This window comes from Solicola agrisoli (genome assembly GCF_049059935.1).
GTDB lineage: Bacteria > Actinomycetota > Actinomycetes > Propionibacteriales > Nocardioidaceae > JAURVT01.
On the sequence record NZ_JBMGQR010000027.1, the window covers coordinates 1 to 23,614 of the forward strand.

The 23,614-nt window shown below is 72.8% G+C and carries 24 protein-coding genes; 12 read left to right on the top strand and 12 right to left on the bottom strand.

The window, feature by feature from the left end; all coding sequences use genetic code 11:
• From ACI6PP_RS11445 to ACI6PP_RS11460, 4 genes are all read left to right on the top strand, one after another.
• Window positions 1-224, top strand: a 224-nt coding sequence (locus tag ACI6PP_RS11445) for a hypothetical protein (RefSeq protein ID WP_421111710.1), incomplete at its 5' end; no start/stop codon positions are given.
• On the top strand, window positions 221-1,108 hold the full coding sequence (locus tag ACI6PP_RS11450; RefSeq protein WP_421111711.1) for a DUF2382 domain-containing protein: 888 nt from the start codon (window positions 221-223) through the stop codon (window positions 1,106-1,108). The genes ACI6PP_RS11445 and ACI6PP_RS11450, both read left to right, overlap by 4 nt.
• 74 nt (window positions 1,109-1,182) lie before the next feature.
• Window positions 1,183-1,851 carry a hypothetical protein gene (locus ACI6PP_RS11455; protein WP_421111712.1) on the top strand — a complete coding sequence of 223 codons (669 nt, stop codon included), beginning with the start codon at window positions 1,183-1,185 and terminating at the stop codon, window positions 1,849-1,851.
• Window positions 1,852-1,933: 82 nt separating this feature from the next.
• Window positions 1,934-2,593 carry a hypothetical protein gene (locus ACI6PP_RS11460; protein WP_421111713.1) on the top strand — a complete coding sequence of 220 codons (660 nt, stop codon included), beginning with the start codon at window positions 1,934-1,936 and terminating at the stop codon, window positions 2,591-2,593.
• Here ACI6PP_RS11460 and ACI6PP_RS11465 read toward each other — a convergent pair.
• Window positions 2,575-3,582 carry a helix-turn-helix transcriptional regulator gene (locus ACI6PP_RS11465; protein WP_421111714.1) on the bottom strand — a complete coding sequence of 336 codons (1,008 nt, stop codon included), beginning with the start codon at window positions 3,580-3,582 and terminating at the stop codon, window positions 2,575-2,577. The genes ACI6PP_RS11460 and ACI6PP_RS11465 overlap by 19 nt on opposite strands.
• An 87-nt stretch (window positions 3,583-3,669) precedes the next feature.
• Between ACI6PP_RS11465 and ACI6PP_RS11470 the strand changes: the two genes are divergently transcribed.
• The gene (locus tag ACI6PP_RS11470) at window positions 3,670-4,089 is read left to right on the top strand and encodes a VOC family protein (protein ID WP_421111715.1); all 420 of its coding nucleotides are present in this window, start codon (window positions 3,670-3,672) and stop codon (window positions 4,087-4,089) included.
• A gap of 2 nt (window positions 4,090-4,091) precedes the next feature.
• Here the strand turns inward: ACI6PP_RS11470 and ACI6PP_RS11475 are convergent, their stop codons facing one another.
• Window positions 4,092-4,601, bottom strand: coding sequence for a thermonuclease family protein (locus ACI6PP_RS11475; RefSeq protein WP_421111716.1), 510 nt, complete (start codon window positions 4,599-4,601; stop codon window positions 4,092-4,094).
• Between the two features lie 77 nt (window positions 4,602-4,678).
• Here ACI6PP_RS11475 and ACI6PP_RS11480 point away from each other — a divergent pair, with 77 nt between their 5' ends.
• Window positions 4,679-5,998 (top strand): alpha-hydroxy-acid oxidizing protein, encoded by a 1,320-nt coding sequence (locus ACI6PP_RS11480; protein WP_421111717.1) that lies wholly within the window; start codon window positions 4,679-4,681, stop codon window positions 5,996-5,998.
• A gap of 17 nt (window positions 5,999-6,015) precedes the next feature.
• Here the strand turns inward: ACI6PP_RS11480 and ACI6PP_RS11485 are convergent, their stop codons facing one another.
• The gene (locus ACI6PP_RS11485; protein ID WP_421111718.1) at window positions 6,016-6,555 is read right to left on the bottom strand and encodes a hypothetical protein; all 540 of its coding nucleotides are present in this window, start codon (window positions 6,553-6,555) and stop codon (window positions 6,016-6,018) included.
• Between the two features lie 130 nt (window positions 6,556-6,685).
• On the opposite strand from ACI6PP_RS11485, the gene ACI6PP_RS11490 reads away from it, so the two are divergent.
• Entirely contained in the window at window positions 6,686-7,927 is a 1,242-nt protein-coding gene (locus ACI6PP_RS11490) for a serine hydrolase domain-containing protein (protein WP_421111719.1), read from the top strand.
• Window positions 7,928-7,961: 34 nt separating this feature from the next.
• On the opposite strand, the gene ACI6PP_RS11495 is transcribed toward ACI6PP_RS11490, so the two are convergent.
• Both ACI6PP_RS11495 and ACI6PP_RS11500 read right to left on the bottom strand, forming a co-directional pair.
• A complete protein-coding gene (locus ACI6PP_RS11495; protein WP_421111720.1) occupies window positions 7,962-8,264 on the bottom strand; it encodes an MmcQ/YjbR family DNA-binding protein in 303 nt (100 codons plus the stop codon).
• A 40-nt stretch (window positions 8,265-8,304) separates the two neighbouring features.
• The gene (locus tag ACI6PP_RS11500; RefSeq protein WP_421111721.1) at window positions 8,305-10,320 is read right to left on the bottom strand and encodes a calcium-binding protein; all 2,016 of its coding nucleotides are present in this window, start codon (window positions 10,318-10,320) and stop codon (window positions 8,305-8,307) included.
• A gap of 190 nt (window positions 10,321-10,510) precedes the next feature.
• Between ACI6PP_RS11500 and ACI6PP_RS11505 the strand changes: the two genes are divergently transcribed.
• The gene (locus ACI6PP_RS11505; RefSeq protein ID WP_421111722.1) at window positions 10,511-11,365 is read left to right on the top strand and encodes an NAD(P)H-binding protein; all 855 of its coding nucleotides are present in this window, start codon (window positions 10,511-10,513) and stop codon (window positions 11,363-11,365) included.
• Window positions 11,366-11,406: 41 nt separating this feature from the next.
• On the opposite strand, the gene ACI6PP_RS11510 is transcribed toward ACI6PP_RS11505, so the two are convergent.
• Together ACI6PP_RS11510 and ACI6PP_RS11515 are read right to left on the bottom strand one after the other, a co-directional pair.
• Entirely contained in the window at window positions 11,407-12,849 is a 1,443-nt protein-coding gene (locus tag ACI6PP_RS11510) for an NHL repeat-containing protein (protein WP_421111723.1), read from the bottom strand.
• A gap of 112 nt (window positions 12,850-12,961) precedes the next feature.
• Window positions 12,962-13,981, bottom strand: a complete 1,020-nt coding sequence (locus tag ACI6PP_RS11515; protein ID WP_421111724.1) for an LLM class flavin-dependent oxidoreductase — start codon at window positions 13,979-13,981, stop codon at window positions 12,962-12,964.
• On the opposite strand from ACI6PP_RS11515, the gene ACI6PP_RS11520 reads away from it, so the two are divergent.
• On the top strand, window positions 13,898-15,580 hold the full coding sequence (locus ACI6PP_RS11520) for an NHL repeat-containing protein (protein WP_421111725.1): 1,683 nt from the start codon (window positions 13,898-13,900) through the stop codon (window positions 15,578-15,580). The two genes, ACI6PP_RS11515 and ACI6PP_RS11520, sit on opposite strands and share 84 nt — an antisense overlap.
• Window positions 15,581-15,589: 9 nt before the next feature.
• Here the strand turns inward: ACI6PP_RS11520 and ACI6PP_RS11525 are convergent, their stop codons facing one another.
• The 4 genes from ACI6PP_RS11525 to sfnG are packed head-to-tail and all read right to left on the bottom strand — an operon-like array spanning window position 15,590 to window position 19,624.
• Entirely contained in the window at window positions 15,590-16,111 is a 522-nt protein-coding gene (locus tag ACI6PP_RS11525; protein WP_421111726.1) for a flavin reductase family protein, read from the bottom strand.
• The gene (locus ACI6PP_RS11530; protein WP_421111727.1) at window positions 16,108-17,265 is read right to left on the bottom strand and encodes an LLM class flavin-dependent oxidoreductase; all 1,158 of its coding nucleotides are present in this window, start codon (window positions 17,263-17,265) and stop codon (window positions 16,108-16,110) included. The genes ACI6PP_RS11525 and ACI6PP_RS11530 overlap by 4 nt, the downstream gene beginning before the upstream one ends.
• Before the next feature lie 20 nt (window positions 17,266-17,285).
• A complete protein-coding gene (locus ACI6PP_RS11535; protein ID WP_421111728.1) occupies window positions 17,286-18,500 on the bottom strand; it encodes an SfnB family sulfur acquisition oxidoreductase in 1,215 nt (404 codons plus the stop codon).
• Complete coding sequence (gene sfnG, locus ACI6PP_RS11540) at window positions 18,500-19,624, bottom strand: dimethylsulfone monooxygenase SfnG (RefSeq protein ID WP_421111729.1); 1,125 nt, start codon at window positions 19,622-19,624, stop codon at window positions 18,500-18,502. The genes ACI6PP_RS11535 and sfnG overlap by 1 nt, the downstream gene beginning before the upstream one ends.
• Before the next feature lie 165 nt (window positions 19,625-19,789).
• Here sfnG and ACI6PP_RS11545 point away from each other — a divergent pair, with 165 nt between their 5' ends.
• Window positions 19,790-20,584, top strand: a complete 795-nt coding sequence (locus tag ACI6PP_RS11545) for a DUF1295 domain-containing protein (protein WP_421111730.1) — start codon at window positions 19,790-19,792, stop codon at window positions 20,582-20,584.
• Here ACI6PP_RS11545 and ligD read toward each other — a convergent pair.
• Window positions 20,581-21,546 (bottom strand): non-homologous end-joining DNA ligase, encoded by a 966-nt coding sequence (gene ligD / locus ACI6PP_RS11550; RefSeq protein WP_421111731.1) that lies wholly within the window; start codon window positions 21,544-21,546, stop codon window positions 20,581-20,583. The genes ACI6PP_RS11545 and ligD overlap by 4 nt on opposite strands.
• A gap of 99 nt (window positions 21,547-21,645) precedes the next feature.
• Here ligD and ACI6PP_RS11555 point away from each other — a divergent pair, with 99 nt between their 5' ends.
• The gene (locus ACI6PP_RS11555) at window positions 21,646-22,284 is read left to right on the top strand and encodes a hypothetical protein (protein ID WP_421111732.1); all 639 of its coding nucleotides are present in this window, start codon (window positions 21,646-21,648) and stop codon (window positions 22,282-22,284) included.
• A gap of 91 nt (window positions 22,285-22,375) precedes the next feature.
• On the top strand, window positions 22,376-23,614 hold the full coding sequence (locus tag ACI6PP_RS11560) for an FAD-dependent monooxygenase (RefSeq protein ID WP_421111733.1): 1,239 nt from the start codon (window positions 22,376-22,378) through the stop codon (window positions 23,612-23,614).

Consider the following 23,614-nt stretch of genomic DNA (forward strand, 5'->3'; position numbering starts at 1 on the left):
TCACGCCCATGCAGCACCGCTGGGAGCGCTGGCTGACCACCGCCGAGGACGAGGTGCCGAGGATGCGCGAGCACGCCGCGAACGCGCCGAGCGTCGAGGACCAGGCCAAGAACGCCCGCGACCGCGCCCAGGGCGCCTCGCAGGACGGCTCCACCCGCACCACGCAGCACGACGTGGTCACCCAGACCAACCAACAGCACCCCACCCAAGGAGGACGTCGATGATCACCACCGACGACGCACGGACCCTGATGAACGGCGGCGGCAACGTCGTCGAGACCGACGGCACCAAGATCGGGAAGATCGGCCAGATCTTCCTCGACGACCACACCGGCGAGCCCGAGTGGGTCACCGTCAGCACGGGCATGTTCGGCACCGCCGAGTCGTTCGTGCCGCTGAGCTCGGCCACCGCGTCGGGCAACGACCTGACCGTCTCGTTCGACAAGGCGACGGTGAAGGACGCTCCCCGCGTCGACGCCGACGGCCACCTGGAGCCGAAGGACGAGCAGGAGCTCTACACGTACTACGGCGTCGACGGCGGCAGCGACCGCGAGGACGGGGTCGACCGCCAGGACGACGTCACGAACGTCCCGACCGGCGTCACCGGCGGAGCGCAGGACGACTCCACGCACCCCGACAACGCCACCGACCGCGACGAGCGCGGCGTCGAGTCCGACCCCGCGTCGCGCGGCGCCGGCCACGACACGTCGGGCCCGGACACCGACGACGCGATGACCCGCTCGGAGGAGCAGCTCCGCGTCGGCACGCAGACGCAGGAGACCGGCAAGGCCCGCCTGCGCAAGTACGTCGTCACCGAGAACGTCACGCAGACCGTGCCGGTCTCGCACGAGGAGGTGCGGATCGAGCGCGAGCCGATCACGGACGCCAACCGCGGCGACGCCACCTCCGGTGGCGACATCACCGAGGAGGAGCACGAGGTGACGCTGCACGCCGAGCGTCCCGTCGTCGACAAGCAGGCCGTTCCCGTCGAGCGAGTGCGCATGGACACCCGTACCGTCACCGAGGACGCCCAGGTCGACGAGACGCTCCGCAAGGAGCAGATCGAGACCGAGGGCACCACCGACGGCGACGTCGACACCGACCGCTGATACCCCGGGGCCGCGGGGCGCTCACGCAGCGTCCCGCGGCCCCGCCCGTCTTCCCCCACACCACAGGAGAACCGATGAGCCCCGACGAGAACGCAGGGTCGAGCAAGCTGACCCGCGACCACGACGACCATGACGAGCGCCATGGACACGACCATGACGACGCCAACGGCCGTCGCGCCAGCCGCAAGGAGGTCGTCGACCACGAGCAGGACGAGCACGGCGGCATCAAGATCGGGTCGGCCTTCTTCGGCTGGCTGACCGCCACCGGCATGACGATCATCCTCACCGCGGTCCTCGCCGCCGCCGGCACCGCCGTCGGCGTGGCCAGCGACACCAACGTCGACCAGGTCACCCAGCAGGCCTCCAGCAGCTCGAGCACCATCGGCATCGTCGGCGGCATCGTGCTGCTCGTCATCCTGCTCGTCGCCTACTACTGCGGCGGCTACGTCGCCGGCCGCATGGCCCGCTTCAACGGCCTCAAGCAGGGTCTCGCGGTCTGGCTGTGGGCCGTCGTCATCGCGGTCGTCGTCGCCGTCGTCGGCGCGATCGCCGGCTCGAAGTACGACGTCCTGTCGACGCTGAACAGCTTCCCGCGCATCCCCGTCTCGACCAGCGACCTGACGACCGGCGGCATCATCGCGCTCGTCGCCGTCGCGGTGGCGGCCCTCGTCGGCGCCCTCCTCGGTGGGCTCGCCGGCATGCGCTTCCACCGCAAGGTCGACAGGACCGGCCTCGGACGCTGACCGGGCACCCTCGACACGCAGCTGTCCCCGGAGCCCGGTGGCACGTCGTCACCGGGCTCCGCCCTCTCACCTGGACCGCACCATGAAGCTCTACCTCCACACCTGGACCGTGCTCGCCGCCGTCTGCGCGGCGCTCGGAGTCCTCCTCGCCGTCGCGATGCTGCCCCCGGGCCTCGTCGTGGTCGTCAGCCTGATGGTCGTGGGCGGCGTGCTCGTCCTCACCGACCTGCCGTCCCAGACGGCACGGGACCGCCGGCCTCTCACGCTGCGGCGCAGGCTGGGCCTCGCCGGGCTTCTCGCCTCCGCGGCCCTGGCCCTGTGCGGATGGGGTGCCCTGATGGGGGCGCTCGCCGGCCTGCTGCTCCTCGTGCTCGCCGTCACGGCGGCACCGCTGGCGGTCGACGCCGCGTGGGGCACGCGTCGGCGCCGCCCGTCCGAAGGTGCCGAGCAGGCTCCGGTGGAGCCGTCGCCCGCCCCACGGGCCGTCGCCGTCGAGCGGGCCGTCCGCGAGCACGTGGGCCTGGCTGTCGGGTCGTGGAGCGACGACGACCTCTGCCGCGCCTGGCGCGCGAGCTTCGTCCGGCTGCAGCGCTCGACCCCGCCCGGGCGGGCCGTCATCGCCATCGAGCGGCAGATCTACCTCGACGAGATCGAGCGCCGCTACCCGCACGGGTTCGAGACGTGGATGCGCACCAACCCCCGTGCCGCCAGCGACCCGAAGCGCTACCTCGGCGCGGCCTGAGTCGCCACGCGCGAGAACCGAGCAGCCAGGACCTGGCACGCGTCGACGAGCTCGGGTGGCTCCACCGCCGTCAGGTCGGTGTCGAACGTCGCGAGCAGCCCCGCCACCCCCGCCCACGACCACGCACCGACCGTCAGGCGGCAGCGGCCCTCGTCGAGGCGCTCGACCACGGAGCCGCCCGGCGCGTACTGGGCGACGACGCCGGCGGGCAGGCCCATCTCCACCGAGCCGCGGCACGGCCACGCGGCGGGGGTGTCACCGCGGTCGGGCTCGGTCATGACGGAGGCGGCCACGTCGGGCGTCGGCAGTGCACGTCGCTCGAACGGCCGGCCTGTCGGGGCGAGCGGGTGGACGCGGTCGAGCCGGAACGTGCGCCAACGGTCCTCGACCGCCACGAACGCAACCAAGTACCAGCGGCCCGCCCACGTCACGAGGTGGTGCGGCTCGACGCTCAGGGGCTCGACGAAGTCGGGGTCCTGAGGATCCACCCGGCGTCCGTCGGGTGTCAGCAGGTCGAGGCGGAGCACGTGCGCGTTGCGGACGGCGTGCCCGACGGCCCGCAGCGTGGACGCGTCGATGGGCGGACCGGGGAACTCCCACCAGTTGCGCAGCGTCGTCAGGTGCATCGCGTCCACGTCGGCGCGCAGGTGTGCCGGCATCACCTGGCGGACGCTGGTCAGCGCGCGAGCCAGCGCGTCGTCGATCCCGGTGACGCTGGACGGTGCCGTCCGCAGCGCGACGGCGATCGCCAGTGCCTGCTCGTCGTCCAGCAGCAACGGCGGCAGCGTGCTCCCGTCGCCCAGCCGGTACCCGCCGTCCGGCCCCTTGACCGCCTGCACCGGGTAGCCGAGGTCGCGCAGCGTCTCGACGTCGCGGCGCAGCGTCCGTGGGCTCACCGCCAGACGGTCGGCGAGCTCGGGCCCCGGCCAGGTGCGGCGGGCACCGAACAGCGACAGCAGGGTGAGGAGCCGTCCGGACGTCTGGGCCATGTGGTCATCGTCGCGCAGGTGGCGGTCATCATAGGGCCGCTACCGGTGCGAGCCTGCCTCCACGATTCCCGACCCAAGGACTTCACCATGCTCGACCGCTCCGGCTCTCGCATCGACCACCTCAACGTCGCCGTCCCCGACCTCGCCGCCGCGGTGGCCTTCTACGAGCCCGTGCTCGCCTCGATCGGCATCACCACGATCCTGGCGATCCCGGCCGACCCGGGCGACGACGACCGCCCCGCCATGACCGGCTACGGCCTGGCGGACGTCAAGCCGTACTTCTGGCTGATCGACCGCGGCACCGTGGGAACCAACATGCACGTGGCGTTCACCGTCGACACCCGCGACGACGTCCACACGTTCTACGACGCCGCGCTGGCTGCCGGCGCGGACCCGCTGCACGCGCCGGCCGTCCACGAGCAGTACCACCGCGACTACTACGGCGGCTTCGTGCTCGACCCGCACGGCATCAACCTCGAGGCGGTCTGCCACCACCCGGCGGGCTGACGTCAGCAGCGACCCCAGACGCCCAGACCCTCGTCTCGGGCGGCCCTCTCGGCGTCGCGGTACTCGTCCATCCGCCCGATCGCACCCGCCGGTGCGTAGACGCGCGCCCACCCCTGCTCGAGCAGCACCCGGGCGAGGTCGCGTCCGTCGGGGAGGGTGACGTAGGCCAGTCGCCGGCCGAAGCGGTCGCGCTCGGCCTGCGTGGGGTCGCCGGTGAGCGTGACGTCCGCGCCGTCGAGAAGCCGCTCGGCCGCGCGAGTCGCCTCGGCGCCCCCGCACTGGGGTCCGCGGTCGCCGCCCACCTCGGGGGTGTCGATGCCCAGGACCCTGACGCGCTCGCCGTCGCCGGTCCGGAAGGTGTCGCCGTCGGAGACGCGCGCGACGCCCACCGTCGTCGAGGTGGTGTCGTCGTCGGAGCCGCCGAGGCGGTCGTACGCGAACACCACCACGGCGGCCACCAGCACCAGCGGCAGGACGATGCCGGCGCGACTCGGTCCGCGGGTCCTGGCCATGGGACCAGCATCGACCACGGGGCCGACGGGTGGTCGGCTGGTGCGACGATGACGCAGACCCCGGCCGAGGAGCAGCGATGACGCAGACCGACCCCACCACCCAGGCACCCACCGTCGGGCGCGGACGGGAGCGGCAGGGACGCGTCTACAACGACGGCGTGCACGGGCGTCGTCCCGCGGTGCCGACGGACTTCGCCGAGCTCGAGCGCCGTGCCCGCCGCGCCAGCACCTCGAGGGCCTGGGCGTACGTCGCGGGCGGTGCCGGCGAGGGCCGGACGATGCGCAACAACCGCGCCGCGTTCGACCGCTGGGCGATCGTGCCGCGGATGGCGCACGGCACGAGCCGGCGCGACCTCTCGGTCGACCTGCTCGGCCGGCACCTGACGTCGCCCGTCCTGCTCGCACCGATCGGCGCGGGCGCGCTGATGGGACGCGACAGCGACCTGCAGATCGCGCGTGCCGCGGCGGCGGCCGGCGTCCCGTACGTGATGTCGAACCAGGGCTGCAACCCGATGGAGGACTGCGCCGCGGCGATGGGCGACGCCGCTCGGTGGGTGCAGCTGTACTGGAGCACCGACGAGGACCTGGTCGACAGCCTGATCGGTCGGGCCGAGTCGATCGGCGCGGGCGCGCTCGTCGTCACGCTCGACACGACGATCCTGGGCTGGCGGCCGCAGGACCTGAACCTCGGCTCGCTGCCGTTCAGCCAGGGCATCGGCATCGCGCAGTACACGTCCGACCCGCACTTCCGCGACGTCGTCGCCGACCGCCTGCGAAGGGCCGCGTCCGCCGGTCCGGTCGAGAGCGTCCAGGTGACGCTCGGCGCGATCAGGACGCTGCTGACGATGGCCGCCAACCATCCGGGACGGTTCGTCGACAACGTCCGCTCCAAGGTCCCGCGTGCGTCGGTGGAGACGTTCCTCGACATCTACTCCAACCCCGGCCTGTCGTGGGACCACCTCGCCACGCTGCGCGAGCGCACCCACCTGCCCGTCGTGCTCAAGGGCGTCCTGCACCCCGACGACGCCAAGCGCGCCTTCGACTCCGGTGTCGACGCCGTGGTGGTGTCGAACCACGGAGGACGCCAGGTGGACAGCTCGATCGCCTCGCTCGACGCCCTCGTCAACGTCCGTGACGCCGTAGGCCCCGAGCCCACGGTGCTGCTCGACAGCGGCATCCGCACCGGGGCGGACGTCTTCACCGCCCTCGCCCTCGGCGCCGACGCGGTGCTCCTCGGCCGCCCGTACATGTACGGCCTCGCACTCGCCGGGCAGCACGGCGTCGAGGAGGTCGTCGCGAACGTCCTGGCCGAGCTCGACCTGACGATGGCGCTCGCCGGTGCCGGCAGCGTCGACGCGATCACGTCCGACTTCCTGGTGCGCAACCCGTCGGTCTGACTCGACGGTGCGGTAGATCAGAGAGGCGGCGTCTTGCCCGCGTAGAGCACGACTCCGTAGTTGGCGTCGACGGTCCGGATGACTCCGCGCACCTCGTAGTCGACCTCGAACCCGCCCGTACTGGCGGGGTAGCGAGGGGCGTCGACCTGCACGGCCAGGTCGCTCCCACCGGCCTCGCCCGTGCAGGAGCTGACCGGTCGTCGGCCGCTGAAGGCGGGAAGGGCGGAGATCGGCTGGGCGACGACCCCCACGCCCTGGTCCCTGCGAGCGCTCACGCCGAACGCGCGCACGTGTAACCCGTTCTTCGCGCTCGTCGGCCGCACGGCGACGACCCGCGCGGTGCCGTCCCCGCCCAGGCAGATGCCCATGCCGACGGTGACGGCTGCGCGTGCGGGCGCGGATCCGACGCCATAGTCGGCGCCGCCGTCGATCCTCACCTGCGGGTACCACGTCTGCCAGGCCCAGGTCCCGAGCCCAGCAACCACGGCCACCACCAGCCCGAGGACGACCAGACGCCGCCTGGGGCGCCGAGCCGGGCGCTCGCTGACGGTCGTCACGCGTGAACGCTATCCATCGGACGGCGACGCCGGTGCCGGTTCGGCCACACCCGCCGTCATCCCACGGGTGGACGACGGATCGACCTCCGGGCTGACGACGCGGACGGTGTCCGATTCGTACGGTCTGGGTATGTCGACCTCACCGAGCAGGACCGCCGCCCGCCTCGTCGCCGCCGCCACGACCGCCGCGCTGACGCTGACCCTCGCGCCGACGGTGTCGTCGGCCGCCACCACGACCGCCCCGACGTCGTCCAGCACGTCCGGCGACGGCATCCGCGACCGCCAGCTCGACAGGCTGATCGAGAAGGTGCACGACGCAGGCGCGGTGGGTGTCACCGCCGAGCTGAGGACGCCGGACGGGACCTGGCGGGGAGCCGCCGGCGACGGCGAGCTGGAGCCGAGGGTGAAGGCGTCGAGGAGCGCGCGCTTCCGCGCGGCCAGCGTCAGCAAGATGCTCGTCACCACCCTCGCGATGCAGCAGGTCGAGCGCGGCCGCTGGACCCTCGACACCACCCTCGGCGACGCGCTGCCGGGCGTCTGGCCCGAGCTGGACGACGTCACGCTGCGCCAGCTGCTCGGCCACACCAGCGGACTGCCCGACTACCTGACGTCGCTCGTCGCCACCGCCGACACGACACCGAAGTTCCGGGCGATCATCAGCCAGCGGCGCACCGACGCCGAGCTGATCGGCGTCGCCAGGACGCTGCCCACCACGCCGCGCGACGCGTTCGCCTACTCCAACACCAACTTCGTCCTCGTCGGGATGATGCTCGAGAAGGCCACCGGACGGTCGCTGAAGACGCTGGTCGAGCGACGCGTCCTGGCGCCGAGCAGGATGACGCAGAGCAGCTGGCCCACCACCGCCCGCATGCCCCGCCCGCGGCTCAAGGAGTACGCCTACCTGTACGAGAAGGTCGAGGACCTGTCGACGTTCGAGCCGTCGATGTTCTCCGGCGCCGGTGCCCTGCTGACGACGGCCCGCGACCTCAACCGCTTCCAGCGCGCCCTCTCGCGCGGCGACCTGGTCGACCGCTCGCTGGTGCGCCAGATGCGCAGCGTCGCCTCCGACGGCGGCGGCACCGGGCTCGAGTGGGGACTGGGCAGCTACCGGCTCCCCGACCCCTGCGACCCCGGCGCGTTCGTCTACGGCCACGACGGTGGCTCCTGGTCGACCCTGACCGTCTCGTACGCGTCCCCCAAGGGCGACCGCCGCGTCGCCGTCTCCATGACCGGCCGCGACTACGACGGCAAGACCGCCGCCAACCAGGCCATGCTGAAGCTGGCCTTCACGGCCCTCGCCCAGACCTGCGGCGGCAAGCCCGTCGCTGCGGCCGAGGCGCCCGACGTCGCCAAGCTGGCCGCCGCGAGCTGATCCCGACGGCCCACCCGCCTCGGGGGCGGGTGGGTCATCGGTGCTGCATCTCCCAGGCGAGGTCGAGGGCCTCGCGCACGGCGCGGGGATCGGCGCGGTCGAGGTAGGCCTCGACCTTGTGGTGCGCCTCCATGCGCGGCGGCACGCCGAAGTTGTCGGGGTACCTCTCGACCAGTGCGTCCCGGCGGACGAGCGGCACCCGCACGACCAGCGTCGTCGGGTCCGCCAGGCGGGCGACCAACCGGTCGTCGACGTACCACCCGGGACGCTCCGCGGTGCCTTTGCGCTTGACGCGCGGCAGTGACTCGGCGTGACGACCGACGTCCTCCGGGGTCATCGTCCGAGGGTAGGGCGCGGTCCCGGGAGGGGCCAGGGCGTCAGGGGGAGTTGGCGACCACGAAGTGGGTACCGGTCGGTGCCGTCGAGGCGTCGAAGGTGTGGGGACTGCCCCATCCTCTGCCGTCGGCGGTCAACGACTCGAGGTGTGCGCGGTCCTGCAGGCGGACCTCGACGGGATACGTCCCGTTCGGCGTGCCGCCGGGGACGACGAACGTCGCCCGCCAGACACCGTCGGTGGGCGTGCCGTGGACGAGGGTGAGCCGGTAGTTCGCGACGATCTCGATCTCGTCGTCGGGCCCGCCGCGGGCGGAGTAGCCGCGGATGAAGAGCGCGACCTCGCCGATGCCCTCGGCGTCGGTGGCGGCGACGTCGGCGGTGACGAGCTTGGCGCCATTGGTCGTGTCGACGGTCGACGGCGACATCCGGACGGAGGTGAGGACGGGAGCCTTGACGTCCGGGGCCGAGCCGATGACGCGGAACCTGCCCGCCCCGTCCGGCAGCGCCCGGAGCGTGGAGCCGGCGCTGCCGCCGGGCTGCTGGGCCGCGAGGGAGTCCGGCCCCCACCACGTCTGGGTGCCGTGGGTGTCGGAGGCGTCCGTGACCCTGACGTCCGCGTTCCACGTGCCGTTGTCCGCGCCCTCGGGGATGAGGATCGACCCACGCCACGTGGAGTCGCGGGCCGTCCCGGAAGCCTTGGACAGCAGGCTGCAGTCGTCCGCACGACGGAAGGCGGGGGACCCGGTCGGGAAGGCGTGCGACAGGCAGACGAGCACGTCGGGGCTGGGGCCAGCGAGGTCGTCGGTGATCCGCACGGTCGCGGTGATCCACTGCATCTCGCGGCGTGCGTCCACCGTCGTCCGGTCGAGCGTCAGCGAACGCACCACCGGCACCTCCTGGTCGACCACGGTGTTGACGACGGTGTAGTGCAGCGGGGGCACGTAGCCGCCCTCTCGACCGACGCGGTCCCAGATGCGGGCGTAGACCTCCCGATCACCGGCACGGTAGTTGGCCGGCACCGTGAACGTCGTCCGCCAGACACCGTCGCGCGTGGTGCCCGAGATCCGCTGGGCGTAGCTGCCCGCGAAGGTGACCGTCGTGACACCCGTGTCGTCGGTGATGTGCCCGGTGACCGTGATCGACTGCGCGCCGTGGCTGACGTCGATGGTCGTGCGGGACAGGCTGCTGCTCCGCAGCACCGGGGCCTCGGTGTCGAGGGCGCAGCGGATCTGACGGTCGTCGGTCTCGCTGGGGGAGTCGCACAGGTTGAAGCCGGGGCCACCGTCGACGCTGTCCTGGCCTGACCCGCCGCCCAGGGTGTCGTCACCGGTCTCGCCGAGGACCACGTCCGGGCCAGGCCCGCCGTCTCCGTCGTCGGCTCCGGGGCCGCCGGCCACGCGGTCGGCGCCGTCGGCGCCGTCCACGTCGTCGTTGCCCGCGCCGCCGGAGACCAGATCGTTTCCGCGACCGCCGTCGGCCGCATCCGTGCCGTCCCCGGCGTAGAGGGAGTCGTTGCCGTCACCACCGTCGAGACGGTCGTTGCCCGTCGCGCCGTCGAGGACGTCGTTCCCAGCACCGCCCTCTGCGACGTCGTCGCCGCCGGCGACACCGAGCCTGTCGTTGCCGGCGTCCCCAGTGGCGTAGTCCGCCCCTGCTCCGCCGGCGATCGTGTCGGCGCCGCTGCCTCCGGTGAGGCGGTCGTTGCCGGCCGACCCGCTGAGCCGGTCGGACCCGGCGCCACCGATGAGCTCGTCGTTGCCGCTCGCACCGGTCAGCCTGTCGTTGCCGGCACCGCCGTCGATGACGTCGTTGCCGCCCTTGCCGTTGATCACGTCGTTGCCGCCGCGACCGCAGATGACGTCGCGTCGCGCCGTCCCCTTCAGCACGTCACGGCCCTTGGTGCCGACGATCGTGCAGGTCTTGCCGCTGGACGTGCGGACGGCCGCGTCGGCCACCCCGGGCGTCAGTGCGACGACGAGCAGCGCGCCGCTGAGCGCCGCGAGCAGCGCGGCGGCACGAGTGCGGGCGACAGGCGCCTGCAGGGTCTTGGCCCGCACGGGGACTCCGATCGAAGGGGGGTGGTCGGCTCACGGTAGGGGAGCGCGAGGGGGTGGCGGAGCAGAACGGCAGAACCTTGAGCCGGTCGGTGCGCGCGCGTCGGGCCGTTGGAATTCCAGCCGATGCCCGGCGCGTTGTGACCGTCAGACCGACGCGACGAGTCGGGTGCCCGACCGAGGAGGAGTCGACGTGAACGCCAGCCCCGCAGCAGCCGGAACGAACCGCGTCCTGGTGACCGGGGTGAGGGGCAAGACCGGCGTCCCGCTGGCCGAGCTGCTCGCTTCCCGGGGCGACGTCGAGGTGCTCGGCGGCAGCAGCGACCCGTCCACGGTGACGCAGGACGGCGTCCGCCCCGTGGCCTTCTCCTGGGACGATCCATCCGGGTGGCCCGCGGCACTCGACGGCGTCGACGCGATCTACCTCGTCCGCCCCGACCGCCCGGACGCACCCGAGCTGGTCGCCGCCTTCCTCGCCGACGTGCCGGCGGACGTGCGCGTCGTCCTGCTCTCGGAGCGGGCCGCGGACGACACCGGCCCCGAGGGCTGGGCACCCCGCGCCGAGCGCGCGGTGCGCGACAGCGGCCGCCCGTGGACGATCCTGCGCCCGAGCTGGTTCATGCAGGTCTTCACCGACGCGCGCTTCTACCTCGCCGACATCGTCGAGCGCAGCGAGCTGGTCTTCCCCTCAGGCGGCGCCACCGTCGCCTGGATCGACGCCCGCGACATCGCCGCCGTCGCCGAGCAGGCCATCCTCGACCCGGCCCACGACAGCCAGACCTACGAGCTGACCGGCCCGGAGTCCCTTACGCTCGCCCGCACCGCCGAGCTGCTCTCGGAGGTCGTCGGGCGTCCCGTAGCCCACCGCGAGGTGAGCATCGAGGAGGCCGTCGAGGGCATGACCGGCTTCGACCGCGACCTCACCGTCCTCACCTTCGAGCGCGTCCGCGACGGCAGCTTCACCCCGGTCACCGACGACGTCGCTCGCGTCACCGGGCGCCCCGCCCGGTCGCTCCGGGAGCTCCCCGCCGACACGAGCCCGGCCTAGGAGGGTTGTCGACGGTCGACGTGGACGACGTCCGGGCGCGACTACGACCTCACGCCGAGTCGCGGGCGGAGGATGAGCGGCTCGCTCACGCCGATCGCGTTCCGCGCTCGGATGGCGACGCGGATCCGCCCGGGTCCGAGACGATCGGTGCTGAGGACGATCTGCCGGTGGGACGCCGTCACTCGTCGCGTCAGAAGGGTCCGCCCACCGCGGCTCAGCCGGACGACGTAGTCGGTCACGGGCCGCCTCGATGATGCCCGCGAAGGGCGCCACGAAATGGTCCGCCGCACCGACGCCGCCTTGCCGCTGACCCGAGGTCCCGACGGCCTGGGTGGGACGGCCATTCGCGGTGTGATCGGAGCGGGAGGTTGAGTCGTCGTGGGAGGCACCGGAGGGATGCTGTCACCGGTCTTCGCGACCGGACGGACGGGGAACGGCTCGCCGAGGTCGGGCGGCTGGGCGACGAGTGGATCGAATACCTCCACGCGTGGGTTTCGGTCGTCGTTGAAGCAGACGCTGAGCTGCCCGGAACGGTCGACAGCGATGCCCGACGGGGTGTCGAATCTCCTGACCGCACCCAGCACCACGGTCGGACTCGGGCTGCCGGACGCTGTGTCCGGGTGGACAGCCACGTTGCCGAACAGCGTCCCGGCCGCCACGTAGACGTTGCCGGCTCGATCCGTCGCGAGGTCGTTGGCGCCGCCGGTCCACGTCTCGCCCTGCGCGCTGTCCCCGAAGCTGCGGACTGGGCGGACGTCACCTGTGCCATACGGGTCGAAGGTGGAGATCGACTCCTGCGAGACGAGCCAGGAGGACACCATCATCTCTCCTTGGCTCGACCAGGTGAGATTGGAGGTGCCGACCCCACGGCCCCTCACCCGCATGGTGCGGCGTGGCAGGGAGACTCCTCGCGCAGCTGAGTCGTAGACGTTGATCTCCTCGCCCGAAGCCACGTAGATGTTGCCCTCACGGTCGAACTGCACACCCCCGAACGACCTTCCCCATCCGTCGCTGACCGTCCGGATCGGTGTGACCCTGCCACTTGCCGTGGGTGCGTAGACACGAATCTGACCGGGGACGACTCTCGGACCTTCCTCGTAGCTCGCGTACGACGCCCAGATGGCCCCGTCGGGGGCTTGCGTCAGGCTGAACGCACGGCGGCCGACCGCAGGGTCGGTGAGGACGCGCGCAGGTGCGACGTTGCCGTTGGCGTTCGGATCGAAGACCAAGATCTGTGGGGTGTAGTCCTTGGAGTAGTTGGTGACCCACAAGTTGCCTGCGGCGTCACGAATGCAGTCGTCGGGACGCGTGATGAGCGTGTCTGGGCCGGCGATGGTGCGGATCGGCGGGGGATTGACTCCCTGAAGCGGGTACGAGCTGTGCTGGTCGTCCGGGCTGGAGGTGCTCGTCGCGCCGCTGGCGGGCAGAGCGGAACCCGCGAGGACCAGCGCCCCGAGCGCTGCTGTCAGACCTGATCGGTGCACCAGTCGTCCCCCTCCGCGCACGCCACCCGTGCGGTGGGTCAACGGTGGGGGTGCCCGTGCCGGCCTGCAACCGTCCTGTCCGGTACGACCAGAACTGGGCTGTTTGCCGTGGTCAAGCCTCGGCCCGCCACCCCAGCGCGGGCCCGAGTCGCGTGGCGATGTCGGTGAGGATCTGGACGTAGTCGGGCTCGTCGAAGGAGAAGGGGAGGGCGAAGGCGACCTCGTCGACCTCGCGGAAGCCGGCGTGGGCGTAGAGGCGCTCGGCGATCTGGTCGGACGTGCCGACGAGGTCGGGGGCGAACATCATCCGGGCCGGGCCCTGCGGGGTCGTGGTGCGAGCGAGGCGCGACTCGGCGTAGGCCTCGTACTTGGCGCGCTGCTCGCTCGTCGCGGTGTCGGTGGGGATGACGACGAGGCCCTGCGAGACGCGTGCGGCGGCGCCGTCGGGGTGGTGCTCGCGGAAGCGGCGGACCTGCGAGGCCTGGATCTCGGCGAAGTCCTCGGACTCCTCGGCCTTGATCACGCTGCTGGTCAGGAAGTTGAGCCCGTGCTCGCCTGCCCACTGGGCCGAGCGGAGGCTGGCGCCGCCGTACCAGAGGCGGTCGGCGAGTCCGGCGGCGTGCGGCTGCACGCGGTCGGAGAACTCCTCGATGCCCGACGTGCCCTTGAACGGGCTCACCGTCTCGCCGCGCACCATGCGCAGCAGTCGCTCGACGCGCTCGTAGGAGAAGTCCTCGACGTCGGCGGTGTCGGGGTAGAGGGCGTCCTTGACGTCGTCGAACCGCATCGGCGGGCCGACGCTGACGCCCGGGTTGAGGCGTCCGCCCGAGAGCAGGTCGACGGTGGCGAGGTCCTCGGCCAGGCGCAGCGGGTTCTCCCAGCCCAGCGGGATGACGGCCGTGCCGAGGTCGATGCGGCTGGTGCGCTGCGACGCGGCGGCCAGGATCGCGACCGGAGATGAGATGCCGTACTGCAGGTGCCGGTGGCGCAGCCAGGCGCTGTCGAAGCCCAGCTGCTCGCCCAGCTCGATCACCCGGAGCGTCGACTCGTGGCCGGGGCGCGGGTCGTCCCCGTCGAAGATGCCGATGGTCAGGAAGCCCAGCTTGCGCAGGGGCTTCGACGGGTCGGGCACGGTGGTTCCTCTCGGGTCGACGACTCCACCGTCGAGCCTAGCCAGGCTCGAAGGTCGCGCGGGCTCGTCTCACGAGTGCGCGAATCGGACGACGCGGGAGCGGTGGGGCCTCTGAGGTGTCACCCTCGTCACAGGTTTCGGGCAGAGGGGGACGACGTGCGGGGACGGACGACTGCGGTGGCGGCCGCCATGGTGATGGGGCTGGCTCTGGCCGGGCCGGCAGGAGCGGACGACGACGTCCTGCCCCCGCTGCCGCCGGACCACAAACGCACCCCCTATCCGCGGACGGGGATCAACCCGGCGCCCAAGGCCACCATCGCCGGTCCACGCACCCGGCTGTACTTCCCCGGTGACTGCGAACGCGACCGCGACGGCAACCTGTGGGTCACCAACGTGTCGGCGCCACCCGACTACACGCCCGAGATCCTCGTCTTCGGCCCTGACGCCGACGGTGACGTGGCTCCGCAGCGCATCATCACCACGCCCGACATCGCGAGCGTGCCCACGGACCTGACCCCCGGGTTGGACGGCAGGATCTGGGCCGCGTCATCGGGCAGTCGAACGACCGACGGCCACATCCGCGCGTACGAGAGCGGCCTCGACGGAGCGCCCGCGCCCAGCCTCTCGATCGAGCCGATGAGGCCGTCGAGCCTGGAGTTCGACGCGGCGGGCAACATGCACGTGGTCGAGATCGTCGACGACGAACGACGCCTGCGGGTCTACGCGCCCGGTGCCCGGTCCCGTGCGGACCTCCGTGTGCTGGCGGACCAGGACCCGCGAGGGCGAGGCGTCGGGCTCGCCAACCTGACGTGGACGGGCGCGGGTGAGCTCGTCACCACGTCGTCGGCGGTGTCGACGAACTCCATCAGCGTGCACCGTCCCTATCTCTCCGGCGAGCAGGTGCCACTCAGGGCGTTCGGCGGCCACGTGACCGAGACCGCCGGCGCGTACGACGTGGCCGTCGACCGCGCGGGCAACATGTACGTCGTGGCAGGGAGCGGCTACGGCACGCTGGCGGTCCATCGCGCTGACGCCTCGGGCAGCCCCGAGCCGATCGTGACGCTCGGCGCGATCCGCCGGTTCGACTCGCCCGACTCGGTGACGGTGGACCGTCGTGGCGAGGTCACCGTCTGCTTCACCCCGAACGACGACCCGAAGATCGAGGTCTTCGACCCGGTCGTGCCGCAACCGGTCGACCGAGGCGAGCCCTTCCCCGCCCGGCCGACCCCGCCCGCGGGTTTCGGAGCCGTCGTGGTGCCCCAGCCTGCGCCGGCCCCGCCGGTGGTGCAGCCGGTTCCGGCGCCCGGCGCGCGGACCTATCGGCCCGCACGCGTGACGAGGGTGAAGGCCACGCGACCGACGACCCGTCGAGTGCTCCTGACGTGGCCGCGTCCCAGAGCCACGTCGGAGCGACCGGTCGAGGGCTACGTGGTCCGGGTGTCGCGACGTGGACACACCGTCGCGACCTTCCACACCGACGACCGCCGAGTCGTGCTGAGCGGCAGGCGTCTCGGCGCCGGCAAGGTGCGCGTCGCCATCAGAGCGGTCAACAGGGCGGGCAGCGGTTCGGCGTTCGTCCGAGTGGTGCGGCTGCGATAGGCGGCGACCTCAGGCGGTGTCCGACAGCCGCCCGAACCCGCTGCGGTGGAACACCAGCGGCAGGGACGTGTCGTCGTTCGCGACGGCGTGGAGGCGGAGGATGACGATGGTGTGGTCGCCGGCCTCGACCTCACGGTGGATGGACGTGTCGAAGCGGGCGAGGCCCTCGTCGAGGGTCGCCGCGCCGTCGGCGGTGGTGGTGACGGCGACGTCGTCGAAGCGGTGCTCGACGTCGCCGGCGAGTTGACGGCAGACGTCGCCGTGGTGGTCGGCCAGGACCGTGACGCCGAGGTGCGCGGCGCGGCGCAGCGTCGGCCAGGTGCGGGAGGTGTTGGCCACCGAGAACGACACCAGCGGCGGGTCGAGGCTGACGGACGTGAACGAGCTCGCGGCGAGGCCCGTCAGCTGCCCGTCGACCTCGGCGGCCACGGCCACCACCCCGCTGGGGTGGACGCCGAACGCCTCGCGCAACCGGTCGGGGTCGAGGTCCTGGTTGGTGGTGAGCGGACCCACCGTGCGGGTGGCGGTCACGAGGCGGCCGCCCCGAACGGCACCGACGCGCGGGACGCGACGGGCGGTGCCGGGTGCTCCCAGCGTCCGCGGCGCGCGAGCTCGGGCAGCACGCCCTCGCCGAAGCGGTACGACTCCTCCAGGTGCGGGTAGCCCGACAGCACGAACTCCTCGATGCCGACGGCCGCGTACTCCTCGATCAGGTCGGCGATCTCGGTGTGGCTGCCCACCATCGCGGTGCCGGCGCCGCCGCGGACGAGCCCGACGCCCGCCCACAGGTTCGGGTAGACCTCGAGCGAGTCCTTGGAGCCCCGGTTCAGCTCGAGCATCCGGGCCTGGCCGACGGACTCGCTGCGCCTGAGCCCGGCCTGCACCCTCGCGATCTGCTCGTCGTCGATGCCGGCGAGCAGACGGTCGGCCTCGGCCCACGCCTCCTCGGACGTGTCGCGCGCGATCGTGTGCAGGCGGATGCCGAAGCGGATCTCGTCCTCGCGTCCCTGCTCGGCGGCGAGCCCACGGATCCACCGCACCTTCTCCGCGACGGCCTCGGGTGGCTCGCCCCACGTCAGGTATACGTCGACGTGCCTCGCCGCGACGGCGCCCGCCGCCGGCGACGACCCGCCGAAGTAGATCTCGGGGACGGGGTCGGGCAGGTTCTGCAGCGTCGCGTTCTCGACGGCCAGGTGCGTGCCCTCGAACGTGACGGTCTCGCCGCGCCACAGCGCCCGGACGACGTGCAGGAACTCGCCGCACCGCTCGTACCGCTCGTCCTTGTCGAGGAAGTCGCCGTACATCCGCTGCTCGTGCGACTCCCCTCCGGTGACGACGTTGAGCAGCAGCCGTCCACCCGACATGTTCTGGAACGTGCCGGCCATCTGCGCGGCCAGGTAGGGCGCGACGATGCCGGGGCGGAACGCGACGAGGAACTTCAGCCGGTCCGACACCGAGGCGAGCATCGCCGTCGAGACCCAGGCGTCCTCGCACCACGCGCCCGTCGGCGTCAGCGCTGCCTCGAAGCCGAGCTGCTCGGCGCTGCGGGCGATCTGGCCGAGGTACGGCACCGACGCCGGACGTCCGGACGGACCGGCGCTGAGGCCGTGCCCGCCGCCGACCACCTGACGTCCGTCGCCACCGTTGGTGGGCAGGAACCAGTGGAACTTCAACAGATCGCTCATGGGTGTCCGTCCTCGAGAAGTCAGAGCTGGCCGTGGTTGGGGGGCAGCGTGCCGTCGAGCGCGTAGCGTCCGAGGTGCTGCACCTTCCAGGCCGCGGGGTCGTGCAGGGTGTGGGTACGGGCGTTGCGCCAGTGCCGGTGCAGGTTGAGCGAGTCGAGCGCCGAGCGGGTGCCGCTCACCTCGAACAGCCGGCTCGCGGCGTCGACCGACGCCTTCGCGGTGGCGGCTCGCGCGGCGGCGACCGCGAGGCTCGCGGCGCCGGCCGTCTCGGCGGTGAGGTCGGCGTCGGCGCGGTCGATCGCGCGGCCGGCCTCGGCCACCAGCGCCTCGGCGCCGCGCACCGCGAGCTCCAGCTCGCCGAACGCGTGGACGACGAGCGGGTCGTCGGCATGACGCTCGACGCCCGCGTCGGGGAACGGGCGGCTCCTGGTGGTGACGAACTCGGCCGCGTCGCGGATCGCCGCGCGCGCGATGCCGGCGTCGATCGCGGCGTGCAGCACCTGCGCGAACGCGCCGTACGTCTGCGGACCCTCGAAGGTCAGGTGGAACGGGGTGATCCGGCTGTCGTCCACCTCCACGCCATGGAGCGTGACGGTGCCGCTGGCCGTGGTGCGCTGGCCCATGCCGGCCCAGTCGTCCACCACGGTGACGCCCGGTGCCGTCCGTTCCACCCACGCGACGTGCAGCGGCCCGTCGACGTCGAGGTGGGCGAGCACGGGGATCCAGTCCGCGAACAGCGCGCCGGTGCTGTAGCCCTTCTCGCCGTCGAGCCGCCAGGTGCCGTCGCCGGCGGGCGTCAGCGTGGTCCGGTAGTCGCGGACGTGCGCGGTGCCCACCTCGGACTGCGCGTTGCCCAGCCGCCTGCCGCGCAGCACCTCGCCGAAGAAGAACGCCTGCTGCGCGGGCGTGCCCTGGTGCCGCAGCGCGTTGACGTAGACGAAGTGGCTGTGCGGGATCTGCGCGACGTTGGGGTCGCCCGCGGCGAGCAGCGCGACCACCTGCGTCAGCACCTCGGCCGACACGTCGGCGCCGCCGTGCTCGGCCGGCACCGTGACGCCCAGCAGCCCCGACGCGGACAGCTCGTCGAGCTCGGCCGCGGGCAGGATCCGCTCGGCGTCGCGACGCGCGGAGCCCTCGGCCAGGCGGACGGCGAACGTCCGCGCGACGTCGACGGCCTCGGCGGGCGTCAGGACGGGGACGCGGTCGGTGCCCACGTCCTCCACGGTCGCCGACATCAGACCCGCTCCAGCTCGGCCGCCTCCAGCTCGCGGACGAGCGGCAGCACCTCGCGTCCGAAGTACTGGACGTCCTCGTGGTAGTGCAGGAAGCCCAGCAGCAGCAGGTTCGCGCCGCGCCGCTTGTACTCGAGCATCCGCTCGGCGATCTGCTCCGGCGTCCCGATCAGGCCGGTGCGGAAGCCGTCGTTGTACTGGACGAGGTCGGAGAACTCCGAGTCCTGCCACATGCCCTTCTTGTCGCCGGTGGCCTGCCCGGCCTGCTTCACCGCGGCGCCGAACCCCTCGACGGCCTCGCGGTCGGCCTTGTCGACGATCTCGCGCAGCACGTCGCGGGCCTCGGCCTCGGTGTCGCGCCCGATGAAGAACCCGTTGACGCCGAACCGGACGGCGCCCTCGGGTCGGCCGTGGACCCGCGCCACGTCGTTCACGTCGCGGATCTGCTGCTCGATGCCGTCGGGGGTGTTGCCGTTGGCGAGGTACCAGTCGGACACGCGCCCGGCCATGCCCTGGGCGTCCGAGGAGTTGCCGCCCTGGAAGACCTCCGGGTGCGGGCGGCCCTCGCTGGCCAGCGGCTTGGGCTTGAGGTCGAAGTCGTGCAGGCGGTAGAAGTCGCCGTTCAGCTCGGCGTGGTCCGAGGTCCAGATCTCCTTGAGGTAGGAGATGAACTCCTCGGAGCGGCGGTAGCGCTCACCGTGCTCGAGCCACGGCTCGCCCAGCTTGGTGAACTCGTCCTTGAACCAGCCGCTGACGACGTTGACCGCCGCGCGCCCGTTCGACAGGTGGTCGGCGGTGGCGAGGAACTTGGCCAGCACGCCGGGCTGCCACAGGCCCGGGTGCACGGCCGCGATCACCTTGAGCCGCTCGGTCGCGAGCAGCAGCGCGAGGCTGAACGACGTGGACTCGTGCTGGTAGGCCGCGCCGTACGACGCCATGTAGCGCACCTGCGAGAGCGCGTACTCGAAGCCGTTGTCCTCGGCCAGGCGCGCGAGGGTGCGGTTGTAGTCGTAGTCCCAGCTCGTCCGCTGCTCGATCCTGCTGACGACGAGGCCGCCGCTGACGTTGGGCACCCAGTAGGCGAACTTCAGGGGCTCGTGCAGGTGGGGCGCGGGGGTGGCGGTCATGGGGGCTCCGGGGGTCCGAGGGAGTCAGGAGAGCATGTCTATCGACTCAGTGTGCTTTGGTCGGACGAGGTCGCACTGCGGCGTCCGCATGCTGGATCGGCGCGTCTCCGCGTGCGCCGCCGCGGGCGGGCGGGGAGGCTGGCGGGGACGAGTGAGGAGCACGGCATGGGTGTGGACTGGAAGAACCTGCGACGGGTGACGGCGACGTCCGCCCTCGCGGCGGGCGTGCTGCAGACGGCCACCGCCGTCCTCGCGCTGCGGGACGGGCGGCGCGACTACGCCGACCCGGTGTGGGGCCCCGGCCTGGCCGCAGTGGCGGTGACGTCGGCCGTGGTCGGCAACGGCGACCCGCGTCGACGGTGGGCGCTCGCCGCGCTCACCACCGCGTGGGCCGTCCGCCTGGGTGGGCTCACCTACGGCCGTGTGCGCGACAGCGACGAGGAGGACCCGCGCTACACCGAGTTCCTCGAGGGCGACGGACCCGCCGCGGTCGTCTCCAAGGTGTTCGTGACGCAGGGCCTGGCGCAGGTGCTCGTCTCCGCACCCCTGCAGGTGGCGGCCGCGAGCGTCCTGCCCCGGACGGCGCGACGCTGGCTGCTGCCGGCCGGGCTCGCCGTCATGGTGGGCGGCGCGGTGATGGAGGCCACCGCCGACCGTCAGAAGGCCGCGTTCATGGAGCGCGACCGCGACGACCGTCCCGACGTCCTCGACACCGGGCTGTGGGGCTGGTCGCGCCACCCGAACTACTTCGGCGACTCGTGCGTCTGGTGGGGCGCGTGGATCGCGTCCGCCGCGTCGGCCCCCGCAGCCCTGACCTTCCCCGCCCCCATCGCGATGTCGTACTTCCTGGTGTTCGCCACGGGCGCGCGGCGCACCGAGAAGCGCATGCAGGAGCGCCCCGCCTACCAGGACTACCAGCGGCGGGTCTCGTTCTTCGTCCCGCTGCCGCCGAAGGGCTAGGGCTCGCGACGCACGTCGGCCGGCGCGACGTCCGTCCGCAGGCCCTTGAACGACGGGTGCCGCAGCCGGCCGGCGGTCGTCCACTCCGCGAACGCCACCTGGGCGACCAGCTCGGGGAGCACCCACTGCGCCGTCCTCTCGCGGGGCGGGTTGACGAACGGGCTGTGATCGATGGCCAGGGCGTCGAGACGGTCGCGCAGGTCGGCGAGCGTCGCGGCGGTGAACCCGGTGCCCACGTTGCCGGCATAGACCAGCTCGCCGTCGTCGTAGAAGCCGACGAGCAGCGCGCCCAGCCTCAGCCGCGACCCGGTCGGCGGCACCCACCCGCCGACGACGAGCTCCTGCTGGCGTCCGCACTTGAGCTTGAGCCAGGCCGGGGACCGCCCGGACCGGTACGCGGCGTCGGCGCGCTTGGCGATCAGGCCCTCCCAGCTCGCGGCGCAGGCGGCGTCGAAGGCGTCGGACGTGCCGTCGGCGGGGGAGTGCTCGACGTAGACGAGCGCGTCGTGCCACGCGTCGAGGTCCAGCAGGGCCTGCTTGCGCTGCAGCTGCGTGAGGCCGCGGACGTCGTGGCCGTCGAACCGCAGCAGGTCGAAGACGTGGAACCACACGGGCACCCCGGTGCGCGCGATGGTGCGAGCGTCGGTGAGGTGGATCCGCTTCTGCAGCCGTCCGAAGCTGGTGTGGCCGCCCACCACGTCGTCGTCGAAGGCGACGACCTCGCCGTCGACCACGAAGTCGGTGCCGCCCACCTGGTCGTCCAGGGCCGCGACGATCTCGGGGTAGGTCGCACTGACGTCGTTGCGATTGCGCGACAGCAGCCGCGTACGTCCGTCCGAGCGGATCGCCAGCACCCGGACGCCGTCGAGCTTGCGCTCCAGCACCCACCCCTCGCCGGGGGCGCGGACCGTCGTCGGCGACGCGAGCTGGGGTTCGACCCACGACGACGGCGAGCTGGGCATCGGGCCACTCTGCGGCACCGGGGCCCGGTGCGCGACCGGACGGTGTCGCGATTGCGCCGTTTCGGCCCGGTGCGACCCCGAGAGGCGCATGCTGGGTCGGTGACCGACGTCGAGGTGATCCCCCCGCTGGCGCCCACCGCCGACCGGGCGGGGGGCGGCGACCTCGACTCGATGCACCCGGTGGACGACTGCGTCGCGTCCGCCGTGGCGCACTTCGGCGACGGTCTCTCGCAGCACGGGTGGCTGACGCTGCTGCAGCGGGTGCGCACCGGGCTCGCGACCATGGACGCCAACTGCGCGCAGGCGCTGCAGCACGCGCGGCAGACGCCCCAGGGCACCTGGGAGGTGTACGGGCACGGGCAGGTCGGCGCGGTGTCGATCGGCTCGTTCATCGCCGAAGTCGACCACGACGCCTACCGGCTCTCGCGCACCCTGCTCGGACGGCTCGGGCTCGAGCAGTACCGCGCCGGGGCCGACGACATCGCCCCCGACGAGCTGCTCCTGCGCATCCCCGCCGACGACCAGCCCGCCTGGACCTCGATGGTGCGCGACGTCGCCGCCGGACGTCCGATGGCCGACCTGCACCACCGGCTCGTCGACCGCGGCGCGCACCGCTCGCCCGCGATCACGCTGGCCGGGCTGTCGCACCCGCTGCCGGACACGGGACGCCCGATCGTCATGGGCGTCGTGATCACCGCCCCGCTCGGCTCGCGGATCGGGCGCTCGACCGCACCCTGACGGCTGTCCGTCCGCGCTGCCGACGACGTCACCCGGTGCTGTACTGGACCCCGGTCCACGGTCGTGGACGCACCCCCACCCGTGAGGACCCATGAGCGCCGACCGCACCCCGTCCCGAGGCTCGATCCTGGTGACCGGAGGGAGCATCGCCGGTCCGGCGGCCGCGTTCTGGCTGAGCCGGGCGGGTTGGCAGGTCACCGTGCTCGAGCGCTGGGACGGTCCGCGTCCGGGCGGGCAGAACATCGATGTTCGCGGCCTGGCCCGCGACGTCCTCGACGAGATGGGCCTCACCGACGCGGTCCTGGGCGCCAACACCGGCGAGCAGGGCACGCGCTTCGTCGACGAGGACGGCGAGACGATCTCGGAGTTCCCGGTCACCGAGGGGGCGGGCGACGGGCCGACCGCCGAGCTCGAGGTGCTGCGCGGCGAGCTGGCACGCGTGGTCGTCGAGGCCTGCCCCGACGACGTCACCTGGTGGTTCGGCGACCAGGTGATCGACCTCGACCAGCCGGGCGACCGCGTGTCGGTCACGCTCGCGTCAGGCGACGTCCACGACTTCGACCTCGTCGTCGTGGCCGAGGGCGCCGGGTCGCGGACGCGCGGGCTGCTGCTCGACGGCGACGACGCGCCGACGCTCAAGCGCCTCGGCATGTACACCGCCTACGGCACCATCCCGCGTACCCCGGAGGACGACGACTGGTGGCGGTGGATGAGCGTCACCGGCTCGCGGTCGCTGTCGCTGCGCCCCGACAACCTCGGCACCACCCGCGCCACGCTGTCGTTCATGAGCGACCCGGTCGACTTCGTCGGCCTCGACCGCGACGGCCAGCTCGCCGTCCTGCGCGAGCGCTTCGGCGACCTCGGCTGGGAGGCGCCCCGCGTGCTCGACGCGATCGAGGGGTCGGACGACCTCTACGTCGAGGACCTCACGCAGGTGATGAGCCCGACGTGGAGCGTCGGCCGCGTCTGCCTCCTGGGCGACGCCGCCTGGTGCGTCACGCCGATCGCCGGCGGCGGGACGTCGCTCGCGCTGACGGGCGCCTACGTGCTGGCCGCGGAGCTGGCCAGGCTCGAGCCGGGCGAGCACCCGTCGTCGGCGTTGGACGCCTACGAGGCGTGGATGCGCCCGCTCGTCGACGAGATCCAGACGCTGCCGCCGGGCGTCCCGCGCGTGGCCAACCCCGAGTCCCGCCTCGGCGTCGCGCTGTTCCGCACCGGCACGCGCCTCGCGGCGTCGGGCCCCGTCCAGGCCCTCGCGGGGCGGTTCGGCGGTGGCGGCCAGGGGACCGACCGCACGCTGCCGGAGATGCCAGCGGGCGTCCGGGCGTGA

Coding starts and splice junctions, on each gene's coding strand:
- ligD (WP_421111731.1), bottom strand. CDS start 21,546: ATGCCCAGCTCGCCGTCGTCGTGGGTCGAACCCCAGCTCGCGTCGCCG.
- sfnG (WP_421111729.1), bottom strand. CDS start 19,624: ATGACCGCCACCCCCGCGCCCCACCTGCACGAGCCCCTGAAGTTCGCC.
- ACI6PP_RS11535 (WP_421111728.1), bottom strand. CDS start 18,500: ATGTCGGCGACCGTGGAGGACGTGGGCACCGACCGCGTCCCCGTCCTG.
- ACI6PP_RS11470 (WP_421111715.1), top strand. CDS start 3,670: ATGCTCGACCGCTCCGGCTCTCGCATCGACCACCTCAACGTCGCCGTC.
- ACI6PP_RS11465 (WP_421111714.1), bottom strand. CDS start 3,582: ATGGCCCAGACGTCCGGACGGCTCCTCACCCTGCTGTCGCTGTTCGGT.
- ACI6PP_RS11495 (WP_421111720.1), bottom strand. CDS start 8,264: ATGACCCCGGAGGACGTCGGTCGTCACGCCGAGTCACTGCCGCGCGTC.
- ACI6PP_RS11480 (WP_421111717.1), top strand. CDS start 4,679: ATGACGCAGACCGACCCCACCACCCAGGCACCCACCGTCGGGCGCGGA.
- ACI6PP_RS11560 (WP_421111733.1), top strand. CDS start 22,376: ATGAGCGCCGACCGCACCCCGTCCCGAGGCTCGATCCTGGTGACCGGA.
- ACI6PP_RS11450 (WP_421111711.1), top strand. CDS start 221: ATGATCACCACCGACGACGCACGGACCCTGATGAACGGCGGCGGCAAC.
- ACI6PP_RS11530 (WP_421111727.1), bottom strand. CDS start 17,265: ATGAGCGATCTGTTGAAGTTCCACTGGTTCCTGCCCACCAACGGTGGC.
- ACI6PP_RS11460 (WP_421111713.1), top strand. CDS start 1,934: ATGAAGCTCTACCTCCACACCTGGACCGTGCTCGCCGCCGTCTGCGCG.
- ACI6PP_RS11490 (WP_421111719.1), top strand. CDS start 6,686: ATGTCGACCTCACCGAGCAGGACCGCCGCCCGCCTCGTCGCCGCCGCC.
- ACI6PP_RS11455 (WP_421111712.1), top strand. CDS start 1,183: ATGAGCCCCGACGAGAACGCAGGGTCGAGCAAGCTGACCCGCGACCAC.
- ACI6PP_RS11545 (WP_421111730.1), top strand. CDS start 19,790: ATGGGTGTGGACTGGAAGAACCTGCGACGGGTGACGGCGACGTCCGCC.
- ACI6PP_RS11475 (WP_421111716.1), bottom strand. CDS start 4,601: ATGGCCAGGACCCGCGGACCGAGTCGCGCCGGCATCGTCCTGCCGCTG.